This window comes from Pseudomonas solani (genome assembly GCF_026072635.1).
GTDB lineage: Bacteria > Pseudomonadota > Gammaproteobacteria > Pseudomonadales > Pseudomonadaceae > Metapseudomonas > Metapseudomonas solani.
Window position 1 is genome coordinate 4,267,219 of the sequence record NZ_AP023081.1, and the last position, 25,210, is coordinate 4,292,428.

Annotated in this window: 25 protein-coding genes; 20 read left to right on the top strand and 5 right to left on the bottom strand. The window is 65.9% G+C overall.

What is annotated here, in order from left to right; genetic code table 11:
* Window positions 1-244 precede the first annotated feature (244 nt).
* The 9 genes from PSm6_RS19445 (at window position 245) to sthA (ending at window position 8,834) form a co-directional block, all read left to right on the top strand.
* Window positions 245-1,582, top strand: coding sequence for a Na(+)-translocating NADH-quinone reductase subunit A (locus PSm6_RS19445; protein ID WP_031287698.1), 1,338 nt, complete (start codon window positions 245-247; stop codon window positions 1,580-1,582).
* Window position 1,583: 1 nt separating this feature from the next.
* Window positions 1,584-2,795 (top strand): NADH:ubiquinone reductase (Na(+)-transporting) subunit B, encoded by a 1,212-nt coding sequence (locus PSm6_RS19450; protein WP_021219525.1) that lies wholly within the window; start codon window positions 1,584-1,586, stop codon window positions 2,793-2,795.
* Window positions 2,788-3,576: a Na(+)-translocating NADH-quinone reductase subunit C gene (locus PSm6_RS19455; protein ID WP_265167997.1), complete on the top strand. Its 789-nt coding sequence runs from the start codon at window positions 2,788-2,790 to the stop codon at window positions 3,574-3,576. Before PSm6_RS19450 ends, PSm6_RS19455 begins: the two co-directional genes overlap by 8 nt.
* A complete protein-coding gene (locus PSm6_RS19460; protein ID WP_184489235.1) occupies window positions 3,573-4,247 on the top strand; it encodes an NADH:ubiquinone reductase (Na(+)-transporting) subunit D in 675 nt (224 codons plus the stop codon). Before PSm6_RS19455 ends, PSm6_RS19460 begins: the two co-directional genes overlap by 4 nt.
* Complete coding sequence (nqrE, locus tag PSm6_RS19465; RefSeq protein ID WP_021219522.1) at window positions 4,247-4,855, top strand: NADH:ubiquinone reductase (Na(+)-transporting) subunit E; 609 nt, start codon at window positions 4,247-4,249, stop codon at window positions 4,853-4,855. Before PSm6_RS19460 ends, nqrE begins: the two co-directional genes overlap by 1 nt.
* Before the next feature lie 9 nt (window positions 4,856-4,864).
* Window positions 4,865-6,091: an NADH:ubiquinone reductase (Na(+)-transporting) subunit F gene (gene nqrF / locus PSm6_RS19470; RefSeq protein ID WP_265167998.1), complete on the top strand. Its 1,227-nt coding sequence runs from the start codon at window positions 4,865-4,867 to the stop codon at window positions 6,089-6,091.
* 79 nt (window positions 6,092-6,170) lie between these two features.
* Window positions 6,171-7,091, top strand: a complete 921-nt coding sequence (locus PSm6_RS19475) for an FAD:protein FMN transferase (RefSeq protein WP_021219520.1) — start codon at window positions 6,171-6,173, stop codon at window positions 7,089-7,091.
* Window positions 7,092-7,093: 2 nt separating this feature from the next.
* Window positions 7,094-7,321, top strand: a complete 228-nt coding sequence (gene nqrM / locus PSm6_RS19480; protein ID WP_021219519.1) for a (Na+)-NQR maturation NqrM — start codon at window positions 7,094-7,096, stop codon at window positions 7,319-7,321.
* A gap of 118 nt (window positions 7,322-7,439) precedes the next feature.
* The gene (gene sthA / locus PSm6_RS19485; protein ID WP_021219518.1) at window positions 7,440-8,834 is read left to right on the top strand and encodes a Si-specific NAD(P)(+) transhydrogenase; all 1,395 of its coding nucleotides are present in this window, start codon (window positions 7,440-7,442) and stop codon (window positions 8,832-8,834) included.
* A gap of 197 nt (window positions 8,835-9,031) precedes the next feature.
* On the opposite strand, the gene PSm6_RS19490 is transcribed toward sthA, so the two are convergent.
* From PSm6_RS19490 to PSm6_RS19500, 3 genes are read right to left on the bottom strand one after another with little or no spacing between them, the layout of a single operon-like run.
* Window positions 9,032-9,751, bottom strand: a complete 720-nt coding sequence (locus PSm6_RS19490) for a glycerophosphodiester phosphodiesterase (RefSeq protein WP_021219517.1) — start codon at window positions 9,749-9,751, stop codon at window positions 9,032-9,034.
* Window positions 9,748-10,041: a hypothetical protein gene (locus PSm6_RS19495; RefSeq protein WP_021219516.1), complete on the bottom strand. Its 294-nt coding sequence runs from the start codon at window positions 10,039-10,041 to the stop codon at window positions 9,748-9,750. The genes PSm6_RS19490 and PSm6_RS19495 overlap by 4 nt, the downstream gene beginning before the upstream one ends.
* Before the next feature lie 5 nt (window positions 10,042-10,046).
* Entirely contained in the window at window positions 10,047-10,634 is a 588-nt protein-coding gene (locus tag PSm6_RS19500) for a PilZ domain-containing protein (RefSeq protein ID WP_021219515.1), read from the bottom strand.
* Window positions 10,635-10,729: 95 nt separating this feature from the next.
* Here PSm6_RS19500 and PSm6_RS19505 point away from each other — a divergent pair, with 95 nt between their 5' ends.
* Genes PSm6_RS19505 through PSm6_RS19515 form a run of 3 tightly spaced genes read left to right on the top strand, consistent with a single transcriptional unit; the run spans window position 10,730 to window position 13,911 of the window.
* Window positions 10,730-11,980 carry a lipoprotein-releasing ABC transporter permease subunit gene (locus tag PSm6_RS19505; protein WP_021219514.1) on the top strand — a complete coding sequence of 417 codons (1,251 nt, stop codon included), beginning with the start codon at window positions 10,730-10,732 and terminating at the stop codon, window positions 11,978-11,980.
* A gap of 1 nt (window position 11,981) precedes the next feature.
* Window positions 11,982-12,665 (top strand): lipoprotein-releasing ABC transporter ATP-binding protein LolD, encoded by a 684-nt coding sequence (lolD, locus tag PSm6_RS19510; protein ID WP_162164733.1) that lies wholly within the window; start codon window positions 11,982-11,984, stop codon window positions 12,663-12,665.
* Window position 12,666: 1 nt separating this feature from the next.
* On the top strand, window positions 12,667-13,911 hold the full coding sequence (locus PSm6_RS19515) for a lipoprotein-releasing ABC transporter permease subunit (RefSeq protein ID WP_021219512.1): 1,245 nt from the start codon (window positions 12,667-12,669) through the stop codon (window positions 13,909-13,911).
* Window positions 13,912-13,993: 82 nt separating this feature from the next.
* Here the strand turns inward: PSm6_RS19515 and PSm6_RS19520 are convergent, their stop codons facing one another.
* Window positions 13,994-14,524, bottom strand: a complete 531-nt coding sequence (locus PSm6_RS19520) for a DUF2062 domain-containing protein (RefSeq protein WP_021219511.1) — start codon at window positions 14,522-14,524, stop codon at window positions 13,994-13,996.
* 150 nt (window positions 14,525-14,674) lie between these two features.
* Here PSm6_RS19520 and PSm6_RS19525 point away from each other — a divergent pair, with 150 nt between their 5' ends.
* From PSm6_RS19525 to murB, 8 genes are all read left to right on the top strand, one after another.
* The gene (locus PSm6_RS19525) at window positions 14,675-16,897 is read left to right on the top strand and encodes a DNA internalization-related competence protein ComEC/Rec2 (RefSeq protein ID WP_265167999.1); all 2,223 of its coding nucleotides are present in this window, start codon (window positions 14,675-14,677) and stop codon (window positions 16,895-16,897) included.
* Window positions 16,898-16,969: 72 nt separating this feature from the next.
* Window positions 16,970-17,605, top strand: a complete 636-nt coding sequence (gene pocA, locus PSm6_RS19530) for a flagellar polar localization protein PocA (RefSeq protein WP_031287691.1) — start codon at window positions 16,970-16,972, stop codon at window positions 17,603-17,605.
* Window positions 17,602-18,042 (top strand): flagellar polar localization protein PocB, encoded by a 441-nt coding sequence (pocB, locus tag PSm6_RS19535; protein WP_021219508.1) that lies wholly within the window; start codon window positions 17,602-17,604, stop codon window positions 18,040-18,042. Before pocA ends, pocB begins: the two co-directional genes overlap by 4 nt.
* Window positions 18,042-19,046 carry a tetraacyldisaccharide 4'-kinase gene (lpxK, locus tag PSm6_RS19540; protein ID WP_021219507.1) on the top strand — a complete coding sequence of 335 codons (1,005 nt, stop codon included), beginning with the start codon at window positions 18,042-18,044 and terminating at the stop codon, window positions 19,044-19,046. The genes pocB and lpxK overlap by 1 nt, the downstream gene beginning before the upstream one ends.
* 41 nt (window positions 19,047-19,087) lie before the next feature.
* A complete protein-coding gene (locus PSm6_RS19545) occupies window positions 19,088-19,273 on the top strand; it encodes a Trm112 family protein (protein ID WP_021219506.1) in 186 nt (61 codons plus the stop codon).
* Window positions 19,273-20,037 carry a 3-deoxy-manno-octulosonate cytidylyltransferase gene (gene kdsB / locus PSm6_RS19550; protein WP_021219505.1) on the top strand — a complete coding sequence of 255 codons (765 nt, stop codon included), beginning with the start codon at window positions 19,273-19,275 and terminating at the stop codon, window positions 20,035-20,037. The genes PSm6_RS19545 and kdsB overlap by 1 nt, the downstream gene beginning before the upstream one ends.
* Window positions 20,037-20,495, top strand: a complete 459-nt coding sequence (locus PSm6_RS19555) for a low molecular weight protein-tyrosine-phosphatase (RefSeq protein WP_021219504.1) — start codon at window positions 20,037-20,039, stop codon at window positions 20,493-20,495. Before kdsB ends, PSm6_RS19555 begins: the two co-directional genes overlap by 1 nt.
* Complete coding sequence (gene murB / locus PSm6_RS19560) at window positions 20,492-21,511, top strand: UDP-N-acetylmuramate dehydrogenase (RefSeq protein WP_265168000.1); 1,020 nt, start codon at window positions 20,492-20,494, stop codon at window positions 21,509-21,511. The genes PSm6_RS19555 and murB overlap by 4 nt, the downstream gene beginning before the upstream one ends.
* A 171-nt stretch (window positions 21,512-21,682) precedes the next feature.
* On the opposite strand, the gene rne is transcribed toward murB, so the two are convergent.
* Window positions 21,683-24,775: a ribonuclease E gene (rne, locus tag PSm6_RS19565; RefSeq protein ID WP_265168002.1), complete on the bottom strand. Its 3,093-nt coding sequence runs from the start codon at window positions 24,773-24,775 to the stop codon at window positions 21,683-21,685.
* Between the last annotated feature and the right edge of the window lie 435 nt (window positions 24,776-25,210).

A 25,210-nucleotide genomic window follows, 5' to 3' on the forward strand; every position in this document is an offset into this window, starting at 1 on the left:
GTTTTTCTTGGCGCGGCGGGCTGTGACCGTTCGTCCGCTGGCTGACTTCCAGTTGCCCAAATAGCGCTAACAGTCGGAAATTTCAGGACTTTCAGTGGCCGCTTGGGAAGTCGCCTCTTTATAATTCGCGGTTCTCGTCCCGGGGCCCTGCCGCGTGCTGGAGTTCGATCCGGCGCCTGCCTGGCGTTTGGCGGCTACTGTTCCACACCGGGACGAAACCCTTCTCAAGGTTCAGGCGAGAGACATGACAAGAATCAGACGGGGGTTGGACCTGCCCATCGCAGGCCAGCCTGAGCAGCGCATCGAGGCTGCACGGGCCGTGCGTAGCGTGGCCGTGATCGGCTTCGACTACCACGGCATGAAGCCCACCATGCAGGTGCAGGTCGGCGACCGGGTGAAGCTGGGCCAGGCCCTGTTCGCCGACAAGAAGAACCCCGGCGTGATATTCACCGCACCGGCGGCAGGCGTGGTCTCGGCCATCCATCGCGGCGAGCAGCGCGTGCTGCAGTCGGTGGTGATCGATGTGGACGGCGATGACGAAGTCCTCTTCGACACCTGCCCGGACAACGCCCTGGATGCCCTCGAGCCCCAGGCCGTGCGGGACAACCTGCAGCGTTCGGGCCTCTGGACCGCACTGCGCACGCGCCCGTTCAGCCGGGTGCCGGCCGTCGATGCCGTTCCCAGCTCGATCTTCGTCACCGCCCTCGATACCCATCCGCTGGCCGCCGACCCACAGCCGATCATCGCCGCCCACGCCGCCGACTTCGAGCGCGGCCTCAAGGTGTTGGCGCGCCTGGGCCGGGTATTCCTGTGCAAGGCCGACGGGGCCAGCCTGCCGGGTGAGCAGTTGACCGGTGTGCGTGCCGAGACCTTCTCCGGCCCGCATCCGGCGGGTCTTCCGGGCACCCACATCCACTTCCTCGACCCGGTCAGCGCCACCAAGAGCGTGTGGCACATCGGCTACCAGGACGTGATCGCCGTCGGCAAGCTATTCGCCACCGGCCGCCTGTGGGGCGAGCGCGTCGTGGCCCTGGCCGGCCCGGTGGTGGAGAAGCCGCGTCTGCTGGCCACCCGCCTGGGCGCGAGCCTCGACGAGCTGACCGCCGGCGAGCTCAAGCCCGGCGTCAACCGCGTGGTGTCCGGCTCCCTGCTGGGCGGGCGCACCTCCCGTGGTGCCTGCGCCTACCTGGGGCGCTACCACCTGCAGGTGTCCTGCCTCGCCGAAGGCCATGACCGCGAGCTGCTGCACTACCTGCGCGCCGGGGTGAACAAGCACTCGGTGCTGAACGTCTTCGTCTCCAAGTTGATGGCGGCCCGCCGGTTCGCCTTCAGCACCAGCACCAACGGCAGCCCGCGCGCCATGGTGCCGGTGGGCAACTACGAGGCGGTGATGCCGCTGGACATCCTGCCCACCCAGTTGCTGCGCTACCTCATCGTCGGCGACACCGAGATGGCCCAGAAGCTGGGCTGCCTGGAACTGGACGAGGAAGACCTGGCGCTGTGCAGCTACGTCTGCGCCGGCAAGTACGAGTACGGCCCCATCCTGCGGGACAACCTCAACCGCATTGAGAAGGAGGGCTGACATGGGCCTGCGCAAATTCCTCGACCGGATCGAGCACAACTTCGAACAGGGTGGCCGCTTCGAGAAGTGGTACGCCCTGTACGAAGCGATCGACACCTTCTTCTACCGGCCGGCCAACGTTACCCGGACCACGGCCCACGTGCGCGATGGCATCGACCTCAAGCGCATGATGATCACCGTCTGGCTCTGCACTTTCCCGGCGATGTTCTTCGGCATGTGGAACGTCGGCTACCAGGCCAACCTGGTGTTCGCCCAGAGCCCGGACCTGCTGGCCGCCCAGGACGGCTGGCGCTTCGCGCTGATCGGCAGCCTGGCGGGCTTCGACCCCAACAGCCTGTGGGACAACGTCATCCAGGGCGCGGCCTGGTTCCTGCCCATCTACGCCGTGACCTTCATCGTCGGCGGCTTCTGGGAAGTGCTGTTCGCTGCCATCCGCCGCCATGAAGTGAACGAAGGTTTCTTCGTCACCTCCGTGCTCTTCGCCCTGACCCTGCCACCGAGCATCCCGCTGTGGCAGGTGGCCCTCGGTATCAGCTTCGGCGTGGTGCTGGGCAAGGAAGTGTTCGGCGGCACCGGCAAGAACTTCCTCAACCCCGCCCTGGTGGGCCGTGCCTTCCTGTTCTTCGCCTACCCGGCGCAGATTTCCGGTGACGCGGTGTGGACGGCAGTGGACGGCTTCGCCGGCGCCACCTCCCTGAGCCTGGGCGCTGCCGGTGGCGTGGAGAACATCATCGGTCACGGCATCACCTGGATGGACGCCTTCCTCGGCACCATCCACGGCTCCATCGGCGAGACCAGCACCCTGGCCATCTTCATCGGCGGCGGCGTGCTGCTGCTGACCCGCATCGCCGCCTGGCGCATCGTCGCTGGCGTGATGCTGGGCATGATCGCCACCAGCACGCTGTTCAACACCATCGGCTCCGACACCAACCCGATGTTCGCCATGTCCTGGTACTGGCACCTGGTTCTCGGCGGCTTCGCCTTCGGCATGATGTTCATGGCCACCGACCCGGTGTCCGCCTCCATGACCAACACCGGCAAATGGCTGTTCGGCGCGCTGATCGGCCTGATGGTGGTGCTGATCCGCGTGGTCAACCCCGCCTTCCCGGAAGGCATGATGCTGGCGATCCTCTTCGCCAACCTCTGTGCACCGCTGATCGACCACTTCGTCGTCCAGGCCAATATCAAGCGGAGGCTGGCACGCCATGGCTAACCAGAAGGAATCCACGATCCGCACCCTGCTGGTGGCCCTGGTGGTCTGCCTGGTGTGCTCCATCTTCGTCGCCGGCGGGGCAGTAGCCCTCAAACCGGTGCAGGTGGAGAACCGCGAGCTGGACAAGCAGCGCAGCATCCTCTCCATCGCCGGCCTCGGCCAGCCGGGCATGTCCGCCAGCGAAGTGAAGGCGCTCTATGCCGAGCGCATCACCGCCAAGGTGGTGGACCTCTCCAGCGGCGAATACAGCGACGCCATCCAGGCCGCCGGCTTCGACCCGCTGAAGGCCGCCAAGGACCCGAAACTCTCTGACGCCCTGCCAGGTGACCAGGACATCGCCTCCATCAAGCGCCGCGAGCGCTTCACCACCGTCTACCTGGTGGAGAAGGATGGCCAACTGGACACCCTGATCCTACCGGTGCGCGGCTACGGCCTGTGGTCGACCCTGTACGGCTTCCTCGCCCTCAAGGGCGACCTCAATACCGTGGTCGGCCTCGGCTTCTACCAGCACGGCGAGACGCCCGGCCTCGGCGGCGAGGTGGACAACCCGAAATGGAAGGCGCAGTGGAATGGCAAGAGCCTGTTCGATGAGCAAGGCCAGCTGGCCATCCAGATCATCAAGGGCAGCGTCGAGCCCGGCTCGCCCAACGCCAACCACCAGGTCGACGGCCTGGCCGGCGCCACGCTGACCAGCAAGGGCGTCAACAACCTGCTTCATTTCTGGCTTGGCAAGAACGGCTTCGGCCCCTTCCTGGCCAAGCTCAACGACGGGGAGGCATGAACATGGCGCAACCCACGATCCGCTCGGTCCTGCTGGACCCGATCCTGCACAACAACCCCATCGGCCTGCAGATCCTCGGCATCTGCTCGGCCCTGGCGGTCACCTCCAACCTGAAGACCGCGCTGGTGATGTCCATCGCCCTGACGCTGGTGACCGGCTTCTCCAACCTGTTCATCTCGATGATCCGCAGCCAGATCCCCAGCTCGATCCGCATGATCGTGCAGATGGTGATCATCGCCTCGCTGGTGATAGTGGTCGACCAGGTGCTCAAGGCCTATGCCTTCAGCCTGTCCAAGCAGCTCTCGGTGTTCGTCGGCCTGATCATCACCAACTGCATCGTGATGGGCCGCGCCGAGGCCTTCGCCATGGCCAACCCGCCCGTGCTGTCGTTCTTCGACGGCATCGGCAACGGCCTCGGCTACAGCGCCATGCTCATCGTCCTCGGCGTGATCCGCGAGCTGTTCGGCTCCGGCAAGCTGCTGGGCTACGAGATCCTCCCGGTAATCAACGACGGCGGCTGGTACCAGCCCAACGGCATGCTGCTGCTGCCGCCCTCGGCCTTCTTCCTCATCGGACTGATCATCTGGGCCCTGCGCAGCTGGAAGACCGAGCAGAAGGAAGCCCCGTCCTTCAAGATCGCGCCCCAGGTATCCAACAAGGAGGCCTACTGATGGAGCACTACATCAGCCTGTTCGTGAAGGCGGTGTTCGTCGAGAACATGGCCCTGGCCTTCTTCCTCGGCATGTGCACCTTCATCGCCATTTCCAAGAAGGTGGAGACCGCCATCGGCCTCGGCATCGCCGTGATCGTGGTGCAGGCCATCACCGTGCCGGCCAACAACCTGCTCTACACCCTCCTGCTCAAGGACGGCGCGCTGGCGTGGGCCGGCCTGCCGGACGTGGACCTGTCGTTCCTCGGCCTGCTCAGCTACATCGGGGTGATCGCCGCCATCGTGCAGATCCTCGAGATGCTGCTCGACAAGTACGTGCCCTCGCTCTACAACGCCCTCGGCGTTTTCCTGCCGCTGATCACGGTGAACTGCGCCATCATGGCCGGCTCGCTGTTCATGGTGGAGCGCGACTACAACCTGGGTGAGAGCGTGGTCTACGGCGTCGGTTCCGGCTTCTCCTGGGCCCTGGCCATCGCGCTGCTCGCCGGCATCCGCGAGAAGCTCAAGTACAGCGATGTACCCGAGGGCCTGCAGGGCCTGGGCATCACCTTCATCACCATCGGCCTGATGTCGCTGGGTTTCATGTCCTTCTCGGGCGTCCAGTTGTAAGGAGGCGACATGCCGAGTTTCGAAATCTTCCTCGCCATTGGCATGTTCACCGCCATCGTCCTCGCGCTGGTGGTGGTGATCCTCGCCGCCCGCGCCAAGCTGGTGTCCAGCGGCGACGTGAACATCGTGATCAACCGCGAGCGCACCATCACCGTCCCGGCCGGCGGCAAGCTGCTGCAGACCCTGGCGGCGCAGAACGTCTTCCTCTCCTCGGCCTGCGGCGGCGGCGGTACCTGTGCCCAGTGCAAGTGCGTGGTGGAGAGCGGCGGCGGCGAGATGCTGCCCACCGAGGAGTCCCACTTCACCCGCCGCCAGGCGAAGGAAGGCTGGCGCCTGTCCTGCCAGACCCCGGTGAAGCAGGACATGCACATCGAAGTGCCCGAAGAGGTCTTCGGCGTTAAGAAGTGGGAGTGCACGGTGGAGTCCAACCCCAACGTCGCCACCTTCATCAAGGAGCTGACCCTGCGCCTGCCGGAAGGGGAGAGCGTGGACTTCCGCGCCGGTGGTTACGTCCAGCTCGAATGCCCGCCCCACGAGGTGCACTACAAGGACTTCGACATCCAGCCCGAGTACCGGGCCGACTGGGACAGGTTCAACTTCTGGAAGTATGTCTCCAGGGGCGACGAGACCGTCATCCGCGCCTACTCCATGGCCAACTACCCCGACGAAAAGGGCATCGTGAAGTTCAACATCCGCGTGGCTTCGCCGCCGCCGGGCAAGGACGAGATCCCGCCGGGCAAGATGTCTTCCTGGGTGTTCAACCTCAAGCCGGGCGACAAGGTCACCGTGTACGGCCCCTTCGGCGAGTTCTTCGCCAAGGACACCCAGGCCGAGATGGTCTTCATCGGCGGTGGCGCCGGCATGGCACCCATGCGTTCGCACATCTTCGACCAGCTCAAGCGCCTGGGCTCCCAGCGCAAGATCAGCTTCTGGTACGGCGCGCGTTCCCTGCGCGAGGCCTTCTACACAGAGGAGTACGACCAGCTGGCCGCCGAGAACCCCAACTTCCAGTGGCACCTGGCGCTGTCCGACCCGCAGCCCGAGGACAACTGGAACGGCCATACCGGCTTCATCCACAACGTGCTGTTCGAGAACTACCTCAAGGACCACCCGGCCCCTGAGGACTGCGAGTTCTACATGTGCGGCCCGCCGATGATGAACGCAGCAGTGATCAAGATGCTGCTGGACCTGGGCGTCGAGCGCGAGAACATCCTGCTGGACGACTTCGGTGGTTAGACCTGTTGCCCTGCTGCTTTCGGCCAGTGTTCTCCTGGCCGGTTGTGGCGATTCCCTGGAGCAGTTCGGCGGCCCGACCATGGGCAGCAGCTACTCGGTGAAGTATGTGCGCAGCGCGTCCGGTCCTTCCGTGGAGCAGGCGCGGGGCGAAGTGGAGGGCATCCTCGCCGAGATCGACCGGCAGATGTCCACCTACCGCGCCGACTCCGACGTGGAGCGTTTCAATGCTCTGCCGGCGGGCAGCTGCATGGCCTTGCCGGCGCCCATGCTGGAGCTGGTGGCCTTCGGCGACAGCCTGTCCGCACAAAGCGACGGCGCCTTCGACATGACCCTGGAGCCGCTGCTCAACCTCTGGGGCTTCGGCCCGCAATCGCGCGGGGACCAGGTGCCCAGCGCCGAGGCCATCGCCATGGCTCGAGCGGATGTCGGTCACCAGCACCTCAAGCGCCAGGGCGACGAGTTGTGCAAGGACGCCGCCGTGCAACTGGACTTCAACGCCATCGCCGCCGGCTACGCCGTGGATCGCGTCAGCGCGCGGCTGGGCGAGCTGGGCGTGACCAGTTCCCTGGTGGAGATCACCGGAGAAATGAAGGCCGTCGGCCGCAAGCCCGACGGCAGCCCCTGGCGCGTGGCCATCGAGGCGCCGCGCGACGATCGCCAGGTAGCGCAGAAGATTGTTGCACTGCAGGACATGGGTATTTCCACCTCCGGCGACTATCGCAACTACTTCGAACGGGGTGGACAGCGGTATTCTCACACCCTCGATCCCACGAGCGGCGCTCCCATTACCCATCACCTGGCAGCGGTCACGGTGATCAACCCGTCGGCCCTGAATGCCGATGGACTGTCTACGCTGTTGATGGTACTCGGGCCCGAGGCCGGCCTGGCGTTTGCCGACCGCCACGACATCGCGGCGTTCTTCGTCACCCGTGAAGGCACGGGTTTCGCCACCCGCGGCAGCCGCCGCTTCGAGCAACTGTTCCCCACGGAGGCGCACTGAACATGACCTGGCTACTGGTTTTCCTGATCATGCTGCTGGTGGTGCTGGGCATGGCCATCGGCGTGATCATGGGGCGCAAGCCCATCGCCGGTTCCTGCGGCGGCATCGCCAACCTGGGGATCGAGAAGGAATGCTCGATCTGTGGCGGCAATCGCGAAAAGTGCGAGGAAGCCAATCGCGACGGCGATGTAGTGGATGCAAAACTCGCCTACGACGCGACCAAGCGCTAATGTGCAGCGCCACGCAGCCTGACTAAGCTGCGCGCCGAGTTCGAAACGCCGCGGTGACGAGTTCCGCGGCCCTGCCGGAGGCCACAGAGAGCCCTCCGGCCCGTTATGAGGAGTAAGCATGGCTGTCTACAACTACGACGTAGTGGTGCTGGGTTCCGGCCCGGCCGGGGAAGGGGCGGCGATGAACGCCGCCAAGGCCGGGCGCAAGGTGGCGGTGGTGGACAACCGCCCGCTGGTCGGCGGCAATTGCACCCACCTGGGCACCATCCCGTCCAAGGCCCTGCGCCACTCGGTGCGACAGATCATGCAGTACAACACCAACCCGCTGTTCCGCCAGATCGGCGAGCCGCGCTGGTTCTCCTTCCCCGACGTGCTCAAGAGCGCCGAGCGGGTGATCTCCAAGCAGGTGGCCTCGCGCACCGGCTACTACGCCCGCAATCGCGTCGATGTGTTCTTCGGCACGGCCAGCTTCTCCGACGAGCAGACCGTCGAGGTGGTATGCACCAGCGGCGTGGTGGAGAAACTGGTGGCCAAGCAGGTCATCGTCGCCACCGGCTCGCGCCCCTATCGCCCGGCCGATGTCGACTTCCACCACCCGCGTATCTATGACAGCGACACCATCCTCAGCCTCACCCACACGCCGCGCCGCATCATCATCTATGGCGCCGGGGTGATCGGCTCCGAGTACGCCTCGATCTTCAGCGGCCTCGGCGTGCTGGTGGACCTGATCGACAACCGCGACCAGTTGCTCAGCTTCCTCGACGACGAAATCTCCGACGCCCTCAGCTACCACCTGCGCAACAACAACGTGCTCATCCGTCACAACGAGGAGTACGAGCGCATCGAAGGGCTGGAGAACGGGGTGATCCTGCACCTGAAGTCCGGCAAGAAGATCAAGGCCGACTGCCTGCTGTGGTGCAACGGCCGTACCGGCAACACCGACCGCCTGGGGCTGGAGAACGTCGGCATCAAGGTCAACAGCCGTGGCCAGATCAACGTCGACCAGTACTACCGCACCGAGGTGGGCAACATCTTCGCCGCCGGCGACGTGATCGGCTGGCCGAGCCTGGCCAGTGCCGCTGCCGACCAGGGGCGTTCAGCCGCCGGCAGCGCGGTGGAGAACGACAGCTGGCGCTTCGTCGATGACGTGCCGACCGGCATCTATACCATTCCGGAGATCAGCTCGATCGGCAAGAACGAGCGCGAGCTGACCCAGGCCAAGATCCCCTATGAAGTGGGCAAGGCCTTCTTCAAGGGCATGGCCCGTGCGCAGATCTCCCACGAACCGGTGGGCATGCTGAAGATCCTCTTCCACCGCGAAACCCTGGAAGTGCTCGGCGTGCACTGCTTCGGCTACCAGGCGTCGGAGATCGTCCACATCGGCCAGGCGATCATGAACCAGAAGGGCGAAGCCAACAGCATCAAGTACTTCATCAACACCACCTTCAACTACCCGACCATGGCGGAAGCCTATCGGGTGGCGGCGTTCGACGGCCTCAACCGGCTTTTTTGAGCGGCACCGGCCGGGCGCCTGAACCGGCCGGGGAGGACCCTCTCGACGATCCGCGCACCTGGCGCTGGCCGAATCGGGAGAGCTTCTGATCAGGCGACGCCCATGAAAAAACCGGCCCTTGCGGCCGGTTTTTTCGTTCTGGGGGAGTGACGCTTGGATGGGCGTAGGGTGGGCTTCAGCCCGGGAGTAACAAGGCTTCAGCGCGCCAGCGTGCTCACCGCCACGCCGGGGAAGTCGGTGATGATGCTATCCACCCCGAAGTCGGCGAGGCGGCGCATCAGGGCTGGCTCGTTCACCGTCCATACCGACACGTGCAGCCCCTGCTTCTGCGCCTTCTGCAGGCGCTCGGGGGTGCACAGGGTCCAGTTCAGCGCCAGCAGGTTGCAGCCATGATTGGCCGCGACTTTCAGCGGATCGAGCCAGGCGTATTCGGCCACCAGGCCGCGGGCGAGGTCGGGCGTCAGGCGGTTCAATGCACGCAGCACCTCGCGGGAGCTGGAGGTGACGGTGACCTTGTCCAGCAGGCCGTGGCGCTCGGCGAGCTCACGGATGGCCAGCACGGTGCGCGCGGCGCGCACGCGGGAGGCGCTCTTCACTTCCAGTTGCCAGTGCTCGAAGTTGCACTGCTCGAACAGCTCTTCCAGGCGCGGGATGGGGCAGGGTTTGACCCAGCCCGGGCCGCCCTGGCGGGCGTCGTAGGTGACCAGTTCTTCGGCGTCGTGCTCCACCACCTTGCCGCGGCGGCCGGTGGTGCGCTTGAGCGTCGGATCGTGGATCACCATCAGTTCGCCGTCGCGGGACAGGTGCAGGTCGAGTTCGCAGCGCTTCACGCCGTGGGAGAGGCACTGCTGGAAGCTGGCCAGGGTGTTTTCAGGGCATTCGCCCTTGGCGCCGCGATGGCCGTAGATCAGGGTCACTGGGAAACCTCGGGGTGTCGGGGTTGGTGGTGGCGGACGCTGTCGACGACATGCCCGCTTTCGAAATAGACGGAGAACTCGCGGTAGTCCCAGCGCGCGATCGGCGGCTTGCCGACGGCGGGATGCTCCTCGTCCGGCAGGCCGAAACGTTCGAGTACCGCCCGCTGGGATTCGCCACGCGCGGGCAGCGAAAGGCCGCTGTCGCCTTGCTGGCCGACGGGGATCTCGATGGTTTCGGCCAGGGCCGGGAGGGGGAGGGACAGGCAGAGCAGAAGCAGAAGGCGCGACATGGGGATCATCCTGGAGGCGGAACCGAGCGGGCGCGGGCCTGGCGGCGAGCCTGGGCCTGCTTCTGCAGGATATGCCGGGCGAGCAATTGGCGCTGTGCGTCAGTCAGCGCTTCGAATTCGGTGCCGATCTCGTACTCGCCGTCCTCGCGCAACTGGCTGTGGATCACCACGGCGCGCAGCAGCAGGCCAAGGGCCTGGGGCATCAGCACCATCTTGATCGCCAGGTGGCTGCCGAGCTGAAAAGGCTGCGGGCAGAGGAAGCCGACGCCGCCCTCGGACAGGGTCACCCGGCGGGGCGGGCCGATGTCGCGCATCAGGCTCTGGGCCACGGCCTGGCCGAGCAGGTCGATGCGCTTGTTCATCACCTTCAGGTAGTTGGCCAGGGTCCGGTCGCGTTCGGAAATATGCCGCAGCAGGTGCTGCGACTCGAAGTCCATCAGGTGCAGGTCGCTGAGCAGATTGAACAGCGGTGACGCGTCGTGGAGCTCCTCGCTGGCCTGGGCCTGGGCGCCGGTCAGGGGGGTAAATTCCAGTGCGATCGTATCTTCGATACGGTAGTATTCGCGGCGGTCATCTGCGTCTTGTGTCGACATGGCGAACCCATGGGTGCAGGGGTGGTCTGAGTGTAAAGCTGCTCGCCTGACCCCGCCACAAGGACGTTCCTTTCTTCGCAAGCGAACCTTTTTCTATGTTCAGACCGCTGCCCCTGTATATCGGCGCCCGTTACACGCGCGCCAAGCGTCGCAGTTACTTCGTCTCGTTCATCTCCCTGACTTCCATGATCGGCCTCGCCCTCGGCGTGCTGGTGATGATTCTCGTGCTGTCGGTGATGAACGGCTTCGACCGCGAGATGCGCGAGCGCGTGCTGGGCATGGTGCCCCACGCCACCATCGAATCCGCCACCCCGATCAACGATTGGCAGGCGCTGGCCGACAAGGTCCGCGCGCAGCCGGGCATCGCCGCGGTGGCGCCCTTCACCCAGATGCAGGGCCTGCTGACCAACAACGGCAAGGTGCAGAAGGTGCTGGTCAACGCCGTCGACCCGGTGCTGGAAGGGCAGGTCTCGATCATCGACGACTACTTCAAGCAGGGCGACCTGGCCTCGCTGCGCGCCGGCGAGTTCGGCATCGTCATCGGCGACAAGGCGGCCACCAAGCTCGGCGTCGGCATGGGCGACAAGGTCACCTTCGTGCTGCCGGAAGTGGCGGTCACCCCGGCCGGCGTGTTCCCGCGCATGAAGCGTTTCACCGTGGTCGGCATCTTCCATGTCGGCGCTGGTGAACTGGACGGCGCCCTGGCCGTGGCCAACATCAAGGACACCGCGCGCCTGCACCGCTGGAAGCCCGACCAGGTACAGGGCCTGCGCCTCAAGCTCGACGACCTGTTCCAGGCACCGCGCGTGGCTTGGCAGATCGCCGGGCAGCTGAAGGGCGAGGACTTCTACGCCCGCGACTGGACCCGTACCCACGGCAACCTCTACCAGGCCATCCGCATGGAGAAGACCATGATCGGCCTGCTGCTGCTGCTGATCGTCGCGGTCGCCGCGTTCAACATCATTTCCACCCTGGTCATGGTGGTCACCGACAAGAAGGGCGATATCGCCATTCTCCGTACCCTCGGGGCCACGCCGGGGCAGATCATGGGCATCTTCATGGTCCAGGGCACGGTGATCGGCGTGGTCGGCACCGCCATCGGCTGCGTGCTGGGCATCCTCGCCGCGCTCAACGTTAGCGCCGCCATCTCCTGGCTGGAGGACGTGCTCGGCCACAAGTTCCTCAGCGCCGACGTCTACTTCATTGACTACCTGCCCTCGCAGCTGATGCTGGAGGACGTGGTGCTGGTCTGCGGCGCCGCGCTGGTCCTGAGTTTCTTCGCCACCCTTTACCCGGCCTGGCGTGCTGCGCGCACCCAGCCCGCAGAGGCGCTTCGTTATGAGTGACGTGAAAGATCGCGCGGTGCTGAGCTGCCGCAACCTTGGCAAGAGCTACGAGGAAGGCCCGCAATCGGTGCAGGTGCTTTCCGGCGTCGAGCTGGAGCTGCACCCGGGCGAGCGCATCGCCATCGTCGGCAGCTCCGGCTCGGGCAAGAGCACCCTGCTGAACATGCTCGGCGGGCTCGACACCCCCAGCACCGGCAGCGTCTGGCTGGCGGGGGAGGAGCTGTCCGCCCTCAACGAGAAGGCCCGTGGCCTGCTGCGCAACCGCGCGCTGGGCTTCGTCTACCAGTTCCACCACCTGCTGCCCGAGTTCACTGCGCTGGAAAACGTCTGCATGCCCCTGCTGATCGGCCGCACGCCGATCGCCGAGGCGCGCCAGCGTGCCACCGCGCTGCTGGAGCGCGTTGGCCTCGGCCATCGCCTGTCGCACAAACCGGCTGAGCTGTCCGGTGGCGAGCGCCAGCGCGTGGCCATCGCCCGTGCCCTGGTCAACAACCCGGAGCTGGTGCTGCTCGACGAGCCCACCGGCAACCTCGACAAGCACACCGCCCAGAGCATCCAGGAGCTGATGCTGGAGCTCAGCGGCTCGCTGCGCACCGCCTTCCTGGTGGTGACCCACGACCCGCAACTGGCCCAGCAGATGGACCGGGTGCTGCGCCTGGAAGAAGGCCGGCTGGTGGCTGCCTGACATGTTCAGACCCCTGGCCATCTTCATCGGCGCGCGCTACACCCGCGCGAAACGCCGCAACCACTTCATCTCCTTCATCTCGCTGACCTCGATGATCGGCCTCGCCCTGGGCGTGCTGGCGATGATCGTCGTGCTCTCGGTGATGAACGGGTTCCAGAAGGAGATGAGCTCGCGGATCCTCGGCATGGTGCCCCACGCTACCCTCGCCGCCGAGCAGCCGCTGGACGACTGGCGCAGCGTCGCCGCCACGGCGATGAAGCACCCGGAGGTGACCGGTGCCGTGCCCTTCGCCGAGCTGGAGGGGATGCTCTCCTACAAGGGCATGATGCAGCCGGTGCAGATCAACGGCATCGACCCGGCGGAAGAGCCCAAGGTCTCCATCATCGGCAAGCACATCGTTCAGGGTGCGCTGGCCGACCTGGTGCCCGGCGAGTTCGGCATCGTCGTCGGTGAAATCACTGCGCGCCGCTTCCACCTCAACGTCGGCGACAAGCTGACCCTGATCGTGCCCGAGGTCAGCAACGCACCGGGTGGCATCACCCCGCGCATGCAGCGCCTCAGCGTGGTCGGCGTATTCAAGGTGGGCGCCGAGCTGGACAGCTCCCTGGCGCTGATCAACGTCGCCGACGCCGCCACCATCCAGCGCCTGCAGGAAGGCCAGGTGCAGAGCGTGCGCATCGCCCTGAAGGACCTCTACCAGGCACCGCGCGTTTCCGCGCAGATCGTCAAGGCGCTGGGCGGGGGCTACCGGTCGGATGACTGGACCCACACCCAGGGCAGCCTGTTCAGTGCGATGAAGATGGAGAAGACCATGATCGGCCTGCTCCTGCTGCTGATCGTCGCGGTGGCGGCGTTCAACATCATCGCCACGCTGATCATGGTGGTGGCCGACAAGCGCGCCGATATCGCCATCCTCCGCACCCTCGGCGCCACTCCCCGGCAGATCATGGCCATCTTCATGGTCCAGGGCAGCGTCATCGGCGCGGTCGGTACCCTGATCGGCACCGGGCTGGGCATCGTCACGGCGCTCAACGTCAGCACCTGGATCGCCGCCCTGGAGCGTGCCAGCGGGCAGCACATCTTCAGTTCCGACGTGTACTTCGTCAGCTACCTGCCGTCTGACCTGCAGGCGGCGGATGTGGTGATGATCTGCGGTGCCGCGCTACTGATGAGCTTCCTCGCCACGCTCTATCCAGCCTGGCGCGCTGCTCAGACCCAGCCGGCGGAAGCGCTGCGCTACGAATAAGCTCGATCCCGCACCACGAAAAACGCCGCTCGAAAGCGGCGTTTTTCATTTCAGGCCCGGAGTGGGCACGGCGGCCAGGGGGCTATTTGAGCCCGGCCTGTTGGCGGCGTTTCTGACGCTTGCGCCAGCTGTGACCGACCCACCAACGCCAGTAGAGCATGGTCAGCATGTAGCCCAGGGCGCCGACGAGGATGCCGCAGACGATGGAGCCCAGCAGGAAGGGCTGCCACAGGGTGGAGAGTTCCTGGGTGATCCAGTGGAAGGTCAGCTCGTCGGGCAGGGTGCGCGGCGGCACGCCCATCAGCCAAGCGCCCATCTTGTAGGTGCAATAGAACACCGGCGGCATGGTGATAGGGTTCGTCAGCCAGACCAGGCCGACGGAGATCGGCAGGTTGGCGCGCACGGTGATCGCCAGCGCCGCTGCCAGCAGCATCTGCAGGGGCATCGGGATGAAGGCGGCGAACAGACCCATGGCCATCGCCCGCGAGACCGAATGGCGGTTGAGATGCCAGAGGTTCGGGTCGTGGATCAGGGCACCGAGGAAGCGCAGCGACTTGTGCTCCCTGATCAGGTCCGGGTTCGGCATGTAGCGTTTGAAGAGGCGACGCGGCATGTGGGCTCTCTGGCAGGCTGAAGCGCCGACATTATGCATTCATGGTTATGACACCGCCGGGTCAGTTTGTGTCGATAAATGAATGGAACCGCACCGATCAACGGTCATCGACCGGCGCCGTTGAGCTGAGCCCAGGGAGGGAGCCTTGCCATGACGGGGAGGTTGGTTGCGCTGGCCTGCGGGTTGGCCTCGCTGCGTTTCATGCCGGGGTTGCCGACGGGCGGCTGGCTTCTGGCGGCGGCGGTGCTGGGCGGCGTTCTTCTATTCACACGGCTACGGCTGCCGGGGCTGTTCCTCCTGGGCGGCGCCTGGGCCTGCTTCTTTGCCCAGCAGGCCCTGGATGATCGCCTGGCCATGGCCCTGGATGGCGAGACTCGCTGGCTGCAAGGGCAGGTTGTCGGCCTGCCGCAGCGGGGCGGTGGGGTGGTGCGTTTCGAGTTGGAGGATGCCGTCGCCCCCGGATTGCGCTTGCCGCAGCGCATGCGCCTGTCCTGGTATGGCGGGCCCGAGGTGCGCGGGGGCGAGCGTTGGCGCCTGGCGGTGACCCTGAAGCGCCCCCGGGGCCTGGTGAACCCTCACGCGTTCGACTACGAAGCCTGGCTGCTGGCCCGCCATACCGGCGCCACCGGCTCGGTGAAGGCGGGCGAGCCGTTGCAACGGGGCAGTGGCCCGGCTGCCTGGCGTGACCGCGTGCGCCAGGGCATAGAAAGTGTGCCCGCCCATGGTCGCAACGGCGGTATCGCCGCGCTGGTGCTGGGAGATGGCTCGGGGATCGACAGTGCCGATTGGCAGTTGCTGCTGAACACCGGGACGGTGCACCTGATGGTGATTTCCGGCCAGCACATTGCCTTGCTCGCGGCGGTGCTGTACGGAGCTGTGGCGTTGCTGGCCCGGTTCGGCATTTGGCCCCGACGCCTGCCGTGGTTGCCTTGTGCCTGTGCGCTGGCCTTCGTCGGCTCGCTGGGTTACGGACTCCTCGCCGGCTTCGACGTGCCGGTGCAGCGCTCCTGCCTGATGACCGCCATCGCGCTGCTGTGGCGCCTGCGCTTTCGTCACCTGGGCGTGCTGCGCCCGTTGCTGGTGGCCTTCTGCGTGGTGCTGGCGGCCGATCCGCTGGCTTCGCTGCAGGCGGGGTTCTGGTTGTCCTTCGGGGCCGTGGCATTGCTGGTGCTGATCTTCGCCGGGCGCCTGGGCGTGCCGCCCTGGTGGCGCAGTTGGTGGCGCGCGCAATGGACCATGGGCCTGGCGCTGTCGCCCTTGCTGCTGGCCATGGCCCTGCCCATCAGCCTGAGCGGCCCGCTGGCCAACCTGATTGCGGTGCCCTGGGTCAGCCTGGTCTCGGTGCCGCTGTCTTTATTAGGCGCGGCCCTGCAGGGTGTGCCGGGTCTTGGGGCGGGGCTGCTGTGGTTGGCGGGTGGGTCGCTGGAACTGTTGTTCCGCTTGCTGGGCTGGATAGCGGAATGGATTCCCGCCTGGCAGGCGACCGCCGTTCCCGTCTGGGCCTGGCTGCTGGGCATACTCGGTTGCCTGCTGCTGATCGTGCCGACCGGGATGCCGGTGCGGGCTTTGGGGGTGGCGTTGTTGTTGCCAACGCTGTTTCCGCCGGTGGAGCGCCCGGCCTGGGGGCGGGCGGATATCTGGTTGCTGGATGTGGGGCAGGGGCTGTCGGTGCTGGTGCGCACGCGGGAGCACGCGCTGCTCTACGACGCTGGCGCGCGGCGGGGCGATTTCGACATGGGCGAGCGCGTGGTGCTGCCCAGCCTGCTGGGGCTGGGTGTGCGGCGCCTGGACCAGATGCTCCTCAGCCATGCCGACAACGACCACGCGGGTGGCGCCGGTGCCGTGATGCGTGGCATGCCGGTGGCACGGGTGGTGAGCGGCGAGCCGGAGCGCCTGCCGGCCAGCCTGGGGGCCGAGGCCTGCCGTGACCAGGCCTGGGAATGGGACGGCGTGCGCCTGCGGACCTGGCACTGGGAGGCTGCGCGCACGGGCAACGACCGCTCCTGCGTGCTCAGTGTGGAGGCGCGGGGCGAGCGCATTCACTTGACCGGCGATATCGGCGCCCAGGCCGAAGCCGCCTGGATCGCCAGTGGTGAGCCCTTGCCCGCCGATTGGCTGCTGGCACCTCACCATGGCAGCGCCAGCTCTTCATCGGCGGCGCTCATTGGCGCGGTGGCTCCCCGTGGTGCGCTGATCACCCGGGGCAGCCACAACGCTTTCGGCCATCCGCACCCGACCGTGATCGCCCGTTACCGGGCGGCGGGCGCTGCAATCCACGACACGGCGGAGTCCGGTGCACTGCTGATCCGCCTTGGTGAACGTGACGAGGTGCGTGGACTGCGGACCCAGGCACGTTTCTGGCGGGAAAAATGAGAACGGCGGCGGTCGGCGGGGCCCTGACCCTGTGCTAGAGTTGCGCCACTTTTTTCAAGGGGATTTGCCACCGTGTGGGAGCTGGTCAAAGCAGGCGGCTGGATGATGCTGCCTATCATTCTGAGTTCCATCGCAGCCACCGCCATTATCGTGGAGCGCCTGTGGACGCTTCGCGCCAATCGCATCGCACCGCCGCAATTGCTCGGCCAGGTGTGGCGCATGGTCAAGGACAAGCAGCTCAACGCCCAGAAGCTCAAGGAGCTGCGTGCGTCTTCCCCGCTGGGTGAGATCCTCGCGGCGGGCCTGGCCAACTCCAAGCACGGTCGCGAGATCATGAAGGAGTGCATCGAGGAGGCCGCTTCCCGCGTCATCCACGAACTGGAGCGCTACCTCAACACCCTGGGCACCATCGCCGCGATGGGCCCGCTGTTGGGCCTGCTGGGCACCGTGTTCGGCATGATCGAGATCTTCAGCGGCTTCATGGACAACGGCATGGCCAACGCCCCGGCACTGGCTGGCGGTATCGGCAAGGCACTGATTACCACTGCAGCTGGCCTGGTGGTCGCTATCCCTGCGGTGTTCTTCCATCGTTTCCTGCTGCGTCGCGTCGACGAACTGGTGGTGGCCATGGAGCAGGAGGCGATCAAGCTGGTGGAAGTGACCCAGGGTGATCGTGAAGTGGACTTCGCAGAGGAAGGCAAAGCGTGAAGTTCCGTCGCCGTGCGGGCAACGTCGCGCGTGAGGAGGTCTTCCTCAACCTGACTTCGTTCATCGACGTGATCTTCGTGCTGCTGTTGTTCTTCGTGGTCACCACGACCTTCAGCCGCCCGAGCGAACTGAAGATCGAGCTGCCCGAGGCCGTCAGCGGTACCCCGGCCCAGGCTACCGAGGTGAAGACCCTGGAGCTGTCTATCAGTGCCGACGGGCAGTACGCACTCAATGGCCAGGTACTGGTTAAGAACGACCTGGCGACGCTGATGACGGCCTTGAGCAAGGAGTCCGGTGGCGACAACAGCCTACCGATGATTATCAGCGCCGACGCCAAGACCACCCATCAAACGGTGATCACCGCCATGGATGCGGCCGGCAAGCTGGGCTTCAGCAAGTTGCGCATCACCACCGTCGAGGCCTCGGACAAGCCCTGATGGCCTTCTCCGATCGGCTGTTGGACGCCTGGTACCGGGGCCACCCGGCCCTGGTGCTGCTACGCCCGCTGGAGGCGCTTTACCGTCTGGTGGTGACGCGCAAGCGCGACGCCTTCCTGGCCGGCGAAGGGCCTATCTATCGCGCCCCTGTGCCGGTGATGGTGGTGGGCAACATCACCGTTGGCGGCACCGGCAAGACCCCCATGATTCTCTGGCTCATCGAGCACTGCCGCAGCCTTGGCTTGCGTGTGGGCGTGGTCAGCCGTGGCTACGGTGCCAACCCGCCGAGCCTGCCCTGGCGGGTACGGGCGGAGCAGGGCGCCGACGTCGCCGGTGACGAACCGTTGCTGATCGTGCAGCGTAGCGGTGTGCCGCTGGTCATCGATCCGGATCGCGGGCGTGCGGTCGAGGCGCTGCTGGCCGAGGGGCCGCTCGACCTCGTGCTCAGTGACGACGGCCTGCAGCATTACCGCCTGGCGCGGGATATCGAACTGGTACTGATCGACGCCGCCCGTGGCCTTGGCAACGGCCGCTGCCTGCCGGCGGGTCCCCTGCGCGAGCCGGCGCAGCGCCTGGAAAGCGTCGATGCGGTGCTTTACAACGGTGCCGACTCCGGCCCTGGCGGTGCCCATGGCTTCCGCCTGCAGCCGACCGCGCTGGTCAACCTGCACAGTGGTGAGCGGGTCGCACTCGATCATTTCTCCTCTGGCCAGGCGCTCCATGCTGTGGCCGGCATCGGTAATCCGCAGCGTTTCTTCACCACGCTCGAGGCGCTAAACTGGCGCCCGGTTCCCCATGCCTTCGCCGACCACGCCAGCTTCGGTGCCGCCGAACTGCAGTTCAGCCCGGCACTGCCCCTGGTGATGACCGAGAAGGATGCGGTGAAGTGCCGTGCCTTCGCGGCTGCCGACTGGTGGTACCTGGCCGTCGATGCGGTGCCCACCTTGGGCTTCATCGAATGGCTCGATGCGCGACTGGCACGCCTGTCGGCCGAACGCTCCTAACTCATTCCAGCCGCCCCTCCGGGTGGCGTTCAAGGATACCCATGGACACGAAACTGCTCGATATCCTCGCCTGTCCTCTGTGCAAGGGCACACTCAAGCTCGCCGAAGACAAGAGCGAGCTGGTCTGCAAGGCCGATGCGCTGGCCTTCCCGGTTCGCGAAGGCATCCCGGTGATGCTGGAAAGCGAGGCGCGCACCCTTAACGTCGACGAGCGGCTGGACAAGTAATGGCCCAGGCATTCACCGTCGTCATCCCGGCGCGCTACGCCTCCACGCGCCTGCCCGGCAAGCCGCTGCAGGACATCGCCGGCAAGCCGATGGTCCAGCACGTCTGGGAGCAGGCGCGGCGCAGTTCCGCCGAGCGCGTGGTGGTCGCCACCGACGACGCGCGTATCGTCGAGGCCTGCAAGGGCTTTGGCGCTGAGGTGGTGCTGACCCGGGTCGACCACAATTCCGGTACCGATCGCCTGGCCGAGGTCGCCTCCCAGCTCGGGCTGGCCGGCGACGCCATCGTGGTCAATGTGCAGGGCGATGAGCCGCTGATTCCGCCGGCCATCATCGACCAGGTGGCGGCCAACCTGGCGGCTCACCCGGAGGCGGGCATCGCCACCCTCGCCGAGCCGATCCATGACGTGGATGCACTGTTCAACCCCAACGTGGTCAAGGTGTCGACCGACACCCAGGGCCTGGCCCTGACCTTCAGCCGTGCACCGCTGCCCTGGGCCCGTGATACGTTCGCCCAGGGGCGTGATGCCTTGCCCGAGGGTGTGCCCTACCGCCGCCATATCGGTATCTACGCCTACCGTACCCAGTTCCTCCACGACTTCGTCGCCTGGGGCCCGTGCTGGCTGGAGAACACCGAATGCCTGGAGCAGCTGCGTGCGCTCTGGCATGGCGTGCGCATCCACGTAGCCGATGCCCTGGAGGCGCCGGCTGCCGGTGTGGATACCGCTGAAGACCTGGAGCGGGTGCGCCGCTTGCTGGGGGCCTGATGAAGGTCCTGTTCGTCTGCCTGGGCAATATCTGCCGCTCGCCCACCGCCGAGGGTGTACTGCGCCACAAGCTGCGTGAGGCCGGGCTGGCGGAGCAGGTCGAGGTCGACTCCGCCGGTATCGGTGACTGGCACGTTGGCAAGGCACCCGACACGCGGACCCGCCAGGCGGCGCTGCGACGTGGCTATGACCTGTCGCTGCTACGGGCGCGCCAGGTGAGCGTGGAGGACTTCTCGCGTTTCGATCTGGTGTTGGCGATGGATCACAGCAACCTGCGTGATCTCAAGGGGCTGCGTCGCAATGGCAGCGAGCCGGACCTGTTCCTGCGTCGCTATGGCCTGGTGCTGGAAGAGGTCCCGGATCCTTACTACGGCGGCGAGGAAGGCTTCGAAGAGGTGCTGGATCTGATCGAGCAGGCTTGTGATGGTCTGGTTGCCGAGATTCGGGGGCGCCTGTGAGCCTGGTCGTTTCCGAAAACGTTTCCCTGAAGCCCTTCAACACCTTTGGTGTGGAGGTGCGTGCGCGCCTGTTCGCCGAGGCGCATGACGACGCCGAGGTGCGTGAGGCGCTGGCTCTGGCGAGCGCACGTGGTATTCCGCTGCAAGTGATTGGCGGGGGCAGCAACCTGCTGCTGACCGGTGATATCGACGCGCTGGTGCTGCGCATGGCCAGCCGTGGCCTGCGTTTGCTGGGCGATGACGGCGAGCAGGTGCTGGTGGAGGCCGAGGCCGGCGAGCCCTGGCACCCGTTCGTGCTCTGGACCCTGGAGCAGGGGCTGGCGGGACTGGAGAACCTCAGCCTGATTCCCGGCACCGTTGGGGCGGCGCCGATGCAGAACATCGGTGCCTACGGGGTGGAAATCAAGGATGTATTCGCCGGGTTGACCGCGATGGACCGCCTGAGTGGCGAGCTGCGTGACTTCAGCCTGGAGGAGTGTGCCTTCGGCTATCGCGATAGCCTGTTCAAGCGCGACGTCGGTCGCTGGCTCATCCTCAGGGTTCGTTTCAAGCTGAGCCGTGCCCTGAGCTTGCACCTCGACTACGGGCCTGTGCGCCAACGGCTGCGGGAGCAGGGTATCGATGCGCCCACGGCGTTGGATGTGAGCCGCGCCATTTGCTCCATCCGCAGCGAGAAGCTCCCGGACCCCGCTCAACTTGGCAACGCTGGCAGCTTCTTCAAGAACCCCCTGGTGCCAGCCGGGCTGGCCGAGCGCCTGCGTGGCGAACATGCGGACCTGGTGGCCTATCCCCAGGCCGATGGCCAGGTGAAGCTGGCCGCAGGCTGGCTGATCGAGCGTGCCGGCTGGAAGGGGTTCCGTGATGGCGATGCGGGTGTTCATCGCCTGCAGGCCCTGGTTCTAGTGAACTATGGTGCGGCTACCGGCCTGCAGCTGTTGGACCTGGCGCAGCGTATCCAGGCCGATGTTGCCGAACGCTTTGGTGTGGCGCTGGAGATGGAGCCCAATCTGCTCTGACATCGCTTGCACGCAATAGACAAAGGGACGCTCAGGCGTCCCTTTTTCATTTGCGGTGCAGTGAGGGGAGGAGGGGGCGCAGGTTGCGGTGGACGGTGGGCGGGGCGGGCACTTTTCTCGTGCCAAAGAAAAAGGGATGCCGAGGCATCCCTTGTTCATTCAGGCAGGGCCTTAGACGGTCGGTTTGGACTCGTCCTTGGCTTCTTCCTCTTCCTTCGCTTCGTCAGCGACGGTTGCTTCGGCAGCTTCGGTGCTGGCCTCGGTCACTTCGACCTTGGGCTCTTCCGCAACTTCCTGGGCTTCCACGACAGCTTCAGCAACGGGCTCGGGCTGGGCTTCCACCACCGGCTCGGCGGCGACTTCAACCACGACCGGAGCAGCTTCCTCAACCACCGGGGCTTCTACCACGGGGGCTGCGGCAGCTTCGCGTGCAAGACGCTCGGCTTCCTGCTGACGGCGACGGACTTCGCGAGGATCGTTCGGTGCACGGCCGCCGGCGCTTACCGGTGCTGCCGCGGGGGCAGGAGCCGGTTCGGCTTCGACAACAGGGGCCACGACCGGAGCCGGTGCTTCCACTTCTGCGACCTGAGCGGTCTCTACGGGGGCTTCGACCACGGTTTCGGCAGCCGGCTCGACGACCACGACGGACACTTCGCTTTCGATCACGGCAGGGGCGCTGGTCTCGATCACTTCGACCGGTTCCTGCTCCTGGGCGACGGCTTCGGCGGCAGGGGCTGCGACCGGGGCTTCGCTGGCGGCGCTTTCGACCTGGGTCGGCTCGCTGCTCGCTTGGCCTTCGACCTGCTCGGCGATGACTTCTGCGGCGACGGCGGTCACGACAACGGCGGCGTGGACGCTGCCATCGACATTGGCCTCTTCGCTGCCTTCCTCGCCTTCTTCGCCTTCGACTTCACGCTGGCGCTCACGGCGGTTGCTGCGGCGACGCTGGCCACGGGAGCGGCGGCGGGGGCGGTCGCCTTCGGCGCCTTCCTGGCCATCGGCATCATCCAGCAGCTCTTCGTTGTTCAGCAGTTCTTCTTCGCTGGCCTCGGCGGCAGCCTGCTCGGGGCGCGGGGCGCGCTCTTCACGGGGCTGGCGCTCTTCGCGCGGCGGACGCTCGCCACGTTCGCGGCGGTTTTCCTGGCCTTCGCGAGGTTCACGCGGCTCGCGTGGCTCACGGGCTTCGCGCGGTGCACGCTCCTCACGGGGTTGACGCTCTTCGCGGGGCTGGCGCTCCTCACGAGGCTCGCGCGGTGCGCGCTCTTCGCGGGGTTCACGGGCTTCGCGCGGGGCGCGGTCTTCACGAGGCTGACGCTCTTCGCGCGGCGGACGCTCGCCACGTTCGCGGCGGTTTTCCTGGCCTTCGCGAGGTTCACGCGGTTCGCGCGGCTCACGGGCTTCGCGAGGTTGACGCTCTTCACGCGGCTTGCGCTCTTCGTCGCGGCGGCCTTCACGGCTGCCGTCACGGCGGCGGTTCTGCTGGCGACCGTTACGGCGCTCGTCACTGCTGCGGGCCGGACGCTCGCTGGCGCTTTGCTCGGTAGCGACGGGCTGGGCTTCTTCCTTGCCGGCGAACAGGCCTACCAGCGACTTCACCAGGCCTTTGAACAGGCTCGGTTCGGCAGCGGCGACGGCGGCGGTCGGCGGAGCCAGCGGGGCCGGAGCGGGGCGCTCGGGGGCCACGGTCTTCACGGCGGCTTCCTGGCGAACCAGGGTGCGGGTGGCGGCGGGCGGCTGCTGCTCTTCGCTCTCGGACGGGGTCATCTCGTAGCTGGACTGGCCGTGCATGACTTCCGGGCTGTCATCGCGCAGACGCTGCACTTCGAAGTGCGGGGTCTCCAGATGATCGTTCGGCAGGATCACGATGCGGGCGCGGGTGCGCAGCTCGATCTTGGTGATGCTGTTGCGCTTCTCGTTGAGCAGGAAGGCGGCAACCGGAATCGGTACCTGGGCACGGACTTCGGCGGTGCGGTCCTTCAGGGCTTCTTCTTCGATCAGGCGCAGGATCGCCAGCGACAGGGACTCGACGTCGCGGATGATGCCTTGACCGTTGCAGCGCGGGCAGACGATGCCACTGCTCTCGCCCAGGGACGGGCGCAGGCGCTGACGGGACATTTCCAGCAGGCCGAAGCGGGAGATGCGGCCGACCTGTACGCGGGCGCGGTCGGCTTCCAGGGCTTCGCGGACCTTCTCTTCCACGGCACGCTGGTTCTTGGCCGGGGTCATGTCGATGAAGTCGATGACGATCAGACCGCCGATATCACGCAGGCGCAGCTGGCGAGCGATCTCTTCGGCCGCTTCCAGGTTGGTCTGCAGGGCGGTTTCTTCGATGTCGCCGCCTTTGGTCGCACGCGCCGAGTTGATGTCGATGGACACCAGGGCTTCGGTCGGGTCGATGACGATGGAACCGCCGGAAGGCAGTTTCACTTCGCGCTGGAAGGCGGTTTCGATCTGGCTCTCGATCTGGAAGCGATTGAACAGCGGAACGCTGTCCTGGTAGAGCTTGATCTTGTTCTGGTACTGCGGCATCACCTGGCGGATGAAGCTCAGGGCTTCTTCCTGGGCTTCGACGCTGTCGACCAGTACTTCGCCGATGTCCTGGCGCAGGTAGTCGCGGATGGCGCGAATGATGACGTTGCTTTCCTGATAGATCAGGAAGGGGGCGCCGCGCTCACCGGAAGCTTCCTTGATGGCGCTCCAGAGTTGCAGCAGGTAGTCGAGGTCCCACTGCAGCTCTTCGCTGGAGCGGCCCAGGCCGGCGGTGCGAACGATCAGGCCCATGTCGGCCGGTGCGTTCAGGCCGTTCAGGGCCTCACGCAGTTCGTTGCGCTCTTCGCCTTCGATGCGACGGGAGATGCCGCCCGCGCGCGGGTTGTTCGGCATCAGTACCAGGTAACGGCCGGCGAGGCTGATGAAGGTGGTCAGGGCTGCGCCCTTGTTGCCACGTTCTTCTTTCTCGACCTGGACGATGACTTCCTGGCCTTCGTTGAGCACGTCCTTGATGTTGACGCGCCCTTCGGGGGACTTCTTGAAGTATTCGCGGGAGATTTCTTTCAGCGGCAGGAAGCCGTGGCGATCTGCACCGAAGTCGACGAATGCGGCTTCGAGGCTGGGCTCGATGCGCGTGATGCGGCCTTTGTAGATGTTGGCCTTTTTCTGTTCACGGGCGCCCGACTCGATATCCAGGTCGTACAGGCGTTGGCCGTCGACCAGGGCAACACGCAACTCTTCGGGCTGAGTTGCGTTAATCAGCATTCTTTTCATGTAGTACCGTCGGTTTCCGGGGCTGCCGGAAACGGCGATCGGCACACACGACTCTCGCGGTCGGTGTCAGGTGCGCGTCAGGGGTGGCATGCCACCCCCGTGTCCAGCGACATCAGGCCAGTAGGGCCGGGGTCGCGACGACGTCTCCTGCTTGCTGTTGTCGTAACAGAAGCACGTTGTCAGGAGGAGGAATCAGCCATCGGTAGCGGACGAGATAAAGCGTCTTGATTGAAGCGTTTGCTACGCAGTCCGACGGTTGTGCATCTCCACCCTACACTTGTCCCTTGAAAATCGGGTGCCGCTCGCAGAATCCGTAGCGGGTTGCATTTTACGTGACCGCCCCTCAGGGGTTGGCCGCGCGTCATGGCTCAAGGCGTTTTTCTCCAGATATCCGCGCACTGTGCGGCGAAATATCCTGACGGACGGCCTGACGTC

Coding starts and splice junctions, on each gene's coding strand:
- PSm6_RS19445 (WP_031287698.1), top strand. CDS start 245: ATGACAAGAATCAGACGGGGGTTGGACCTGCCCATCGCAGGCCAGCCT.
- PSm6_RS19450 (WP_021219525.1), top strand. CDS start 1,584: ATGGGCCTGCGCAAATTCCTCGACCGGATCGAGCACAACTTCGAACAG.
- PSm6_RS19455 (WP_265167997.1), top strand. CDS start 2,788: ATGGCTAACCAGAAGGAATCCACGATCCGCACCCTGCTGGTGGCCCTG.
- PSm6_RS19460 (WP_184489235.1), top strand. CDS start 3,573: ATGAACATGGCGCAACCCACGATCCGCTCGGTCCTGCTGGACCCGATC.
- nqrE (WP_021219522.1), top strand. CDS start 4,247: ATGGAGCACTACATCAGCCTGTTCGTGAAGGCGGTGTTCGTCGAGAAC.
- nqrF (WP_265167998.1), top strand. CDS start 4,865: ATGCCGAGTTTCGAAATCTTCCTCGCCATTGGCATGTTCACCGCCATC.
- PSm6_RS19475 (WP_021219520.1), top strand. CDS start 6,171: ATGGGCAGCAGCTACTCGGTGAAGTATGTGCGCAGCGCGTCCGGTCCT.
- nqrM (WP_021219519.1), top strand. CDS start 7,094: ATGACCTGGCTACTGGTTTTCCTGATCATGCTGCTGGTGGTGCTGGGC.
- sthA (WP_021219518.1), top strand. CDS start 7,440: ATGGCTGTCTACAACTACGACGTAGTGGTGCTGGGTTCCGGCCCGGCC.
- PSm6_RS19495 (WP_021219516.1), bottom strand. CDS start 10,041: ATGTCGCGCCTTCTGCTTCTGCTCTGCCTGTCCCTCCCCCTCCCGGCC.
- PSm6_RS19500 (WP_021219515.1), bottom strand. CDS start 10,634: ATGTCGACACAAGACGCAGATGACCGCCGCGAATACTACCGTATCGAA.
- PSm6_RS19505 (WP_021219514.1), top strand. CDS start 10,730: ATGTTCAGACCGCTGCCCCTGTATATCGGCGCCCGTTACACGCGCGCC.
- PSm6_RS19515 (WP_021219512.1), top strand. CDS start 12,667: ATGTTCAGACCCCTGGCCATCTTCATCGGCGCGCGCTACACCCGCGCG.
- PSm6_RS19520 (WP_021219511.1), bottom strand. CDS start 14,524: ATGCCGCGTCGCCTCTTCAAACGCTACATGCCGAACCCGGACCTGATC.
- PSm6_RS19525 (WP_265167999.1), top strand. CDS start 14,675: ATGACGGGGAGGTTGGTTGCGCTGGCCTGCGGGTTGGCCTCGCTGCGT.
- lpxK (WP_021219507.1), top strand. CDS start 18,042: ATGGCCTTCTCCGATCGGCTGTTGGACGCCTGGTACCGGGGCCACCCG.
- PSm6_RS19545 (WP_021219506.1), top strand. CDS start 19,088: ATGGACACGAAACTGCTCGATATCCTCGCCTGTCCTCTGTGCAAGGGC.
- kdsB (WP_021219505.1), top strand. CDS start 19,273: ATGGCCCAGGCATTCACCGTCGTCATCCCGGCGCGCTACGCCTCCACG.
- PSm6_RS19555 (WP_021219504.1), top strand. CDS start 20,037: ATGAAGGTCCTGTTCGTCTGCCTGGGCAATATCTGCCGCTCGCCCACC.
- rne (WP_265168002.1), bottom strand. CDS start 24,775: ATGAAAAGAATGCTGATTAACGCAACTCAGCCCGAAGAGTTGCGTGTT.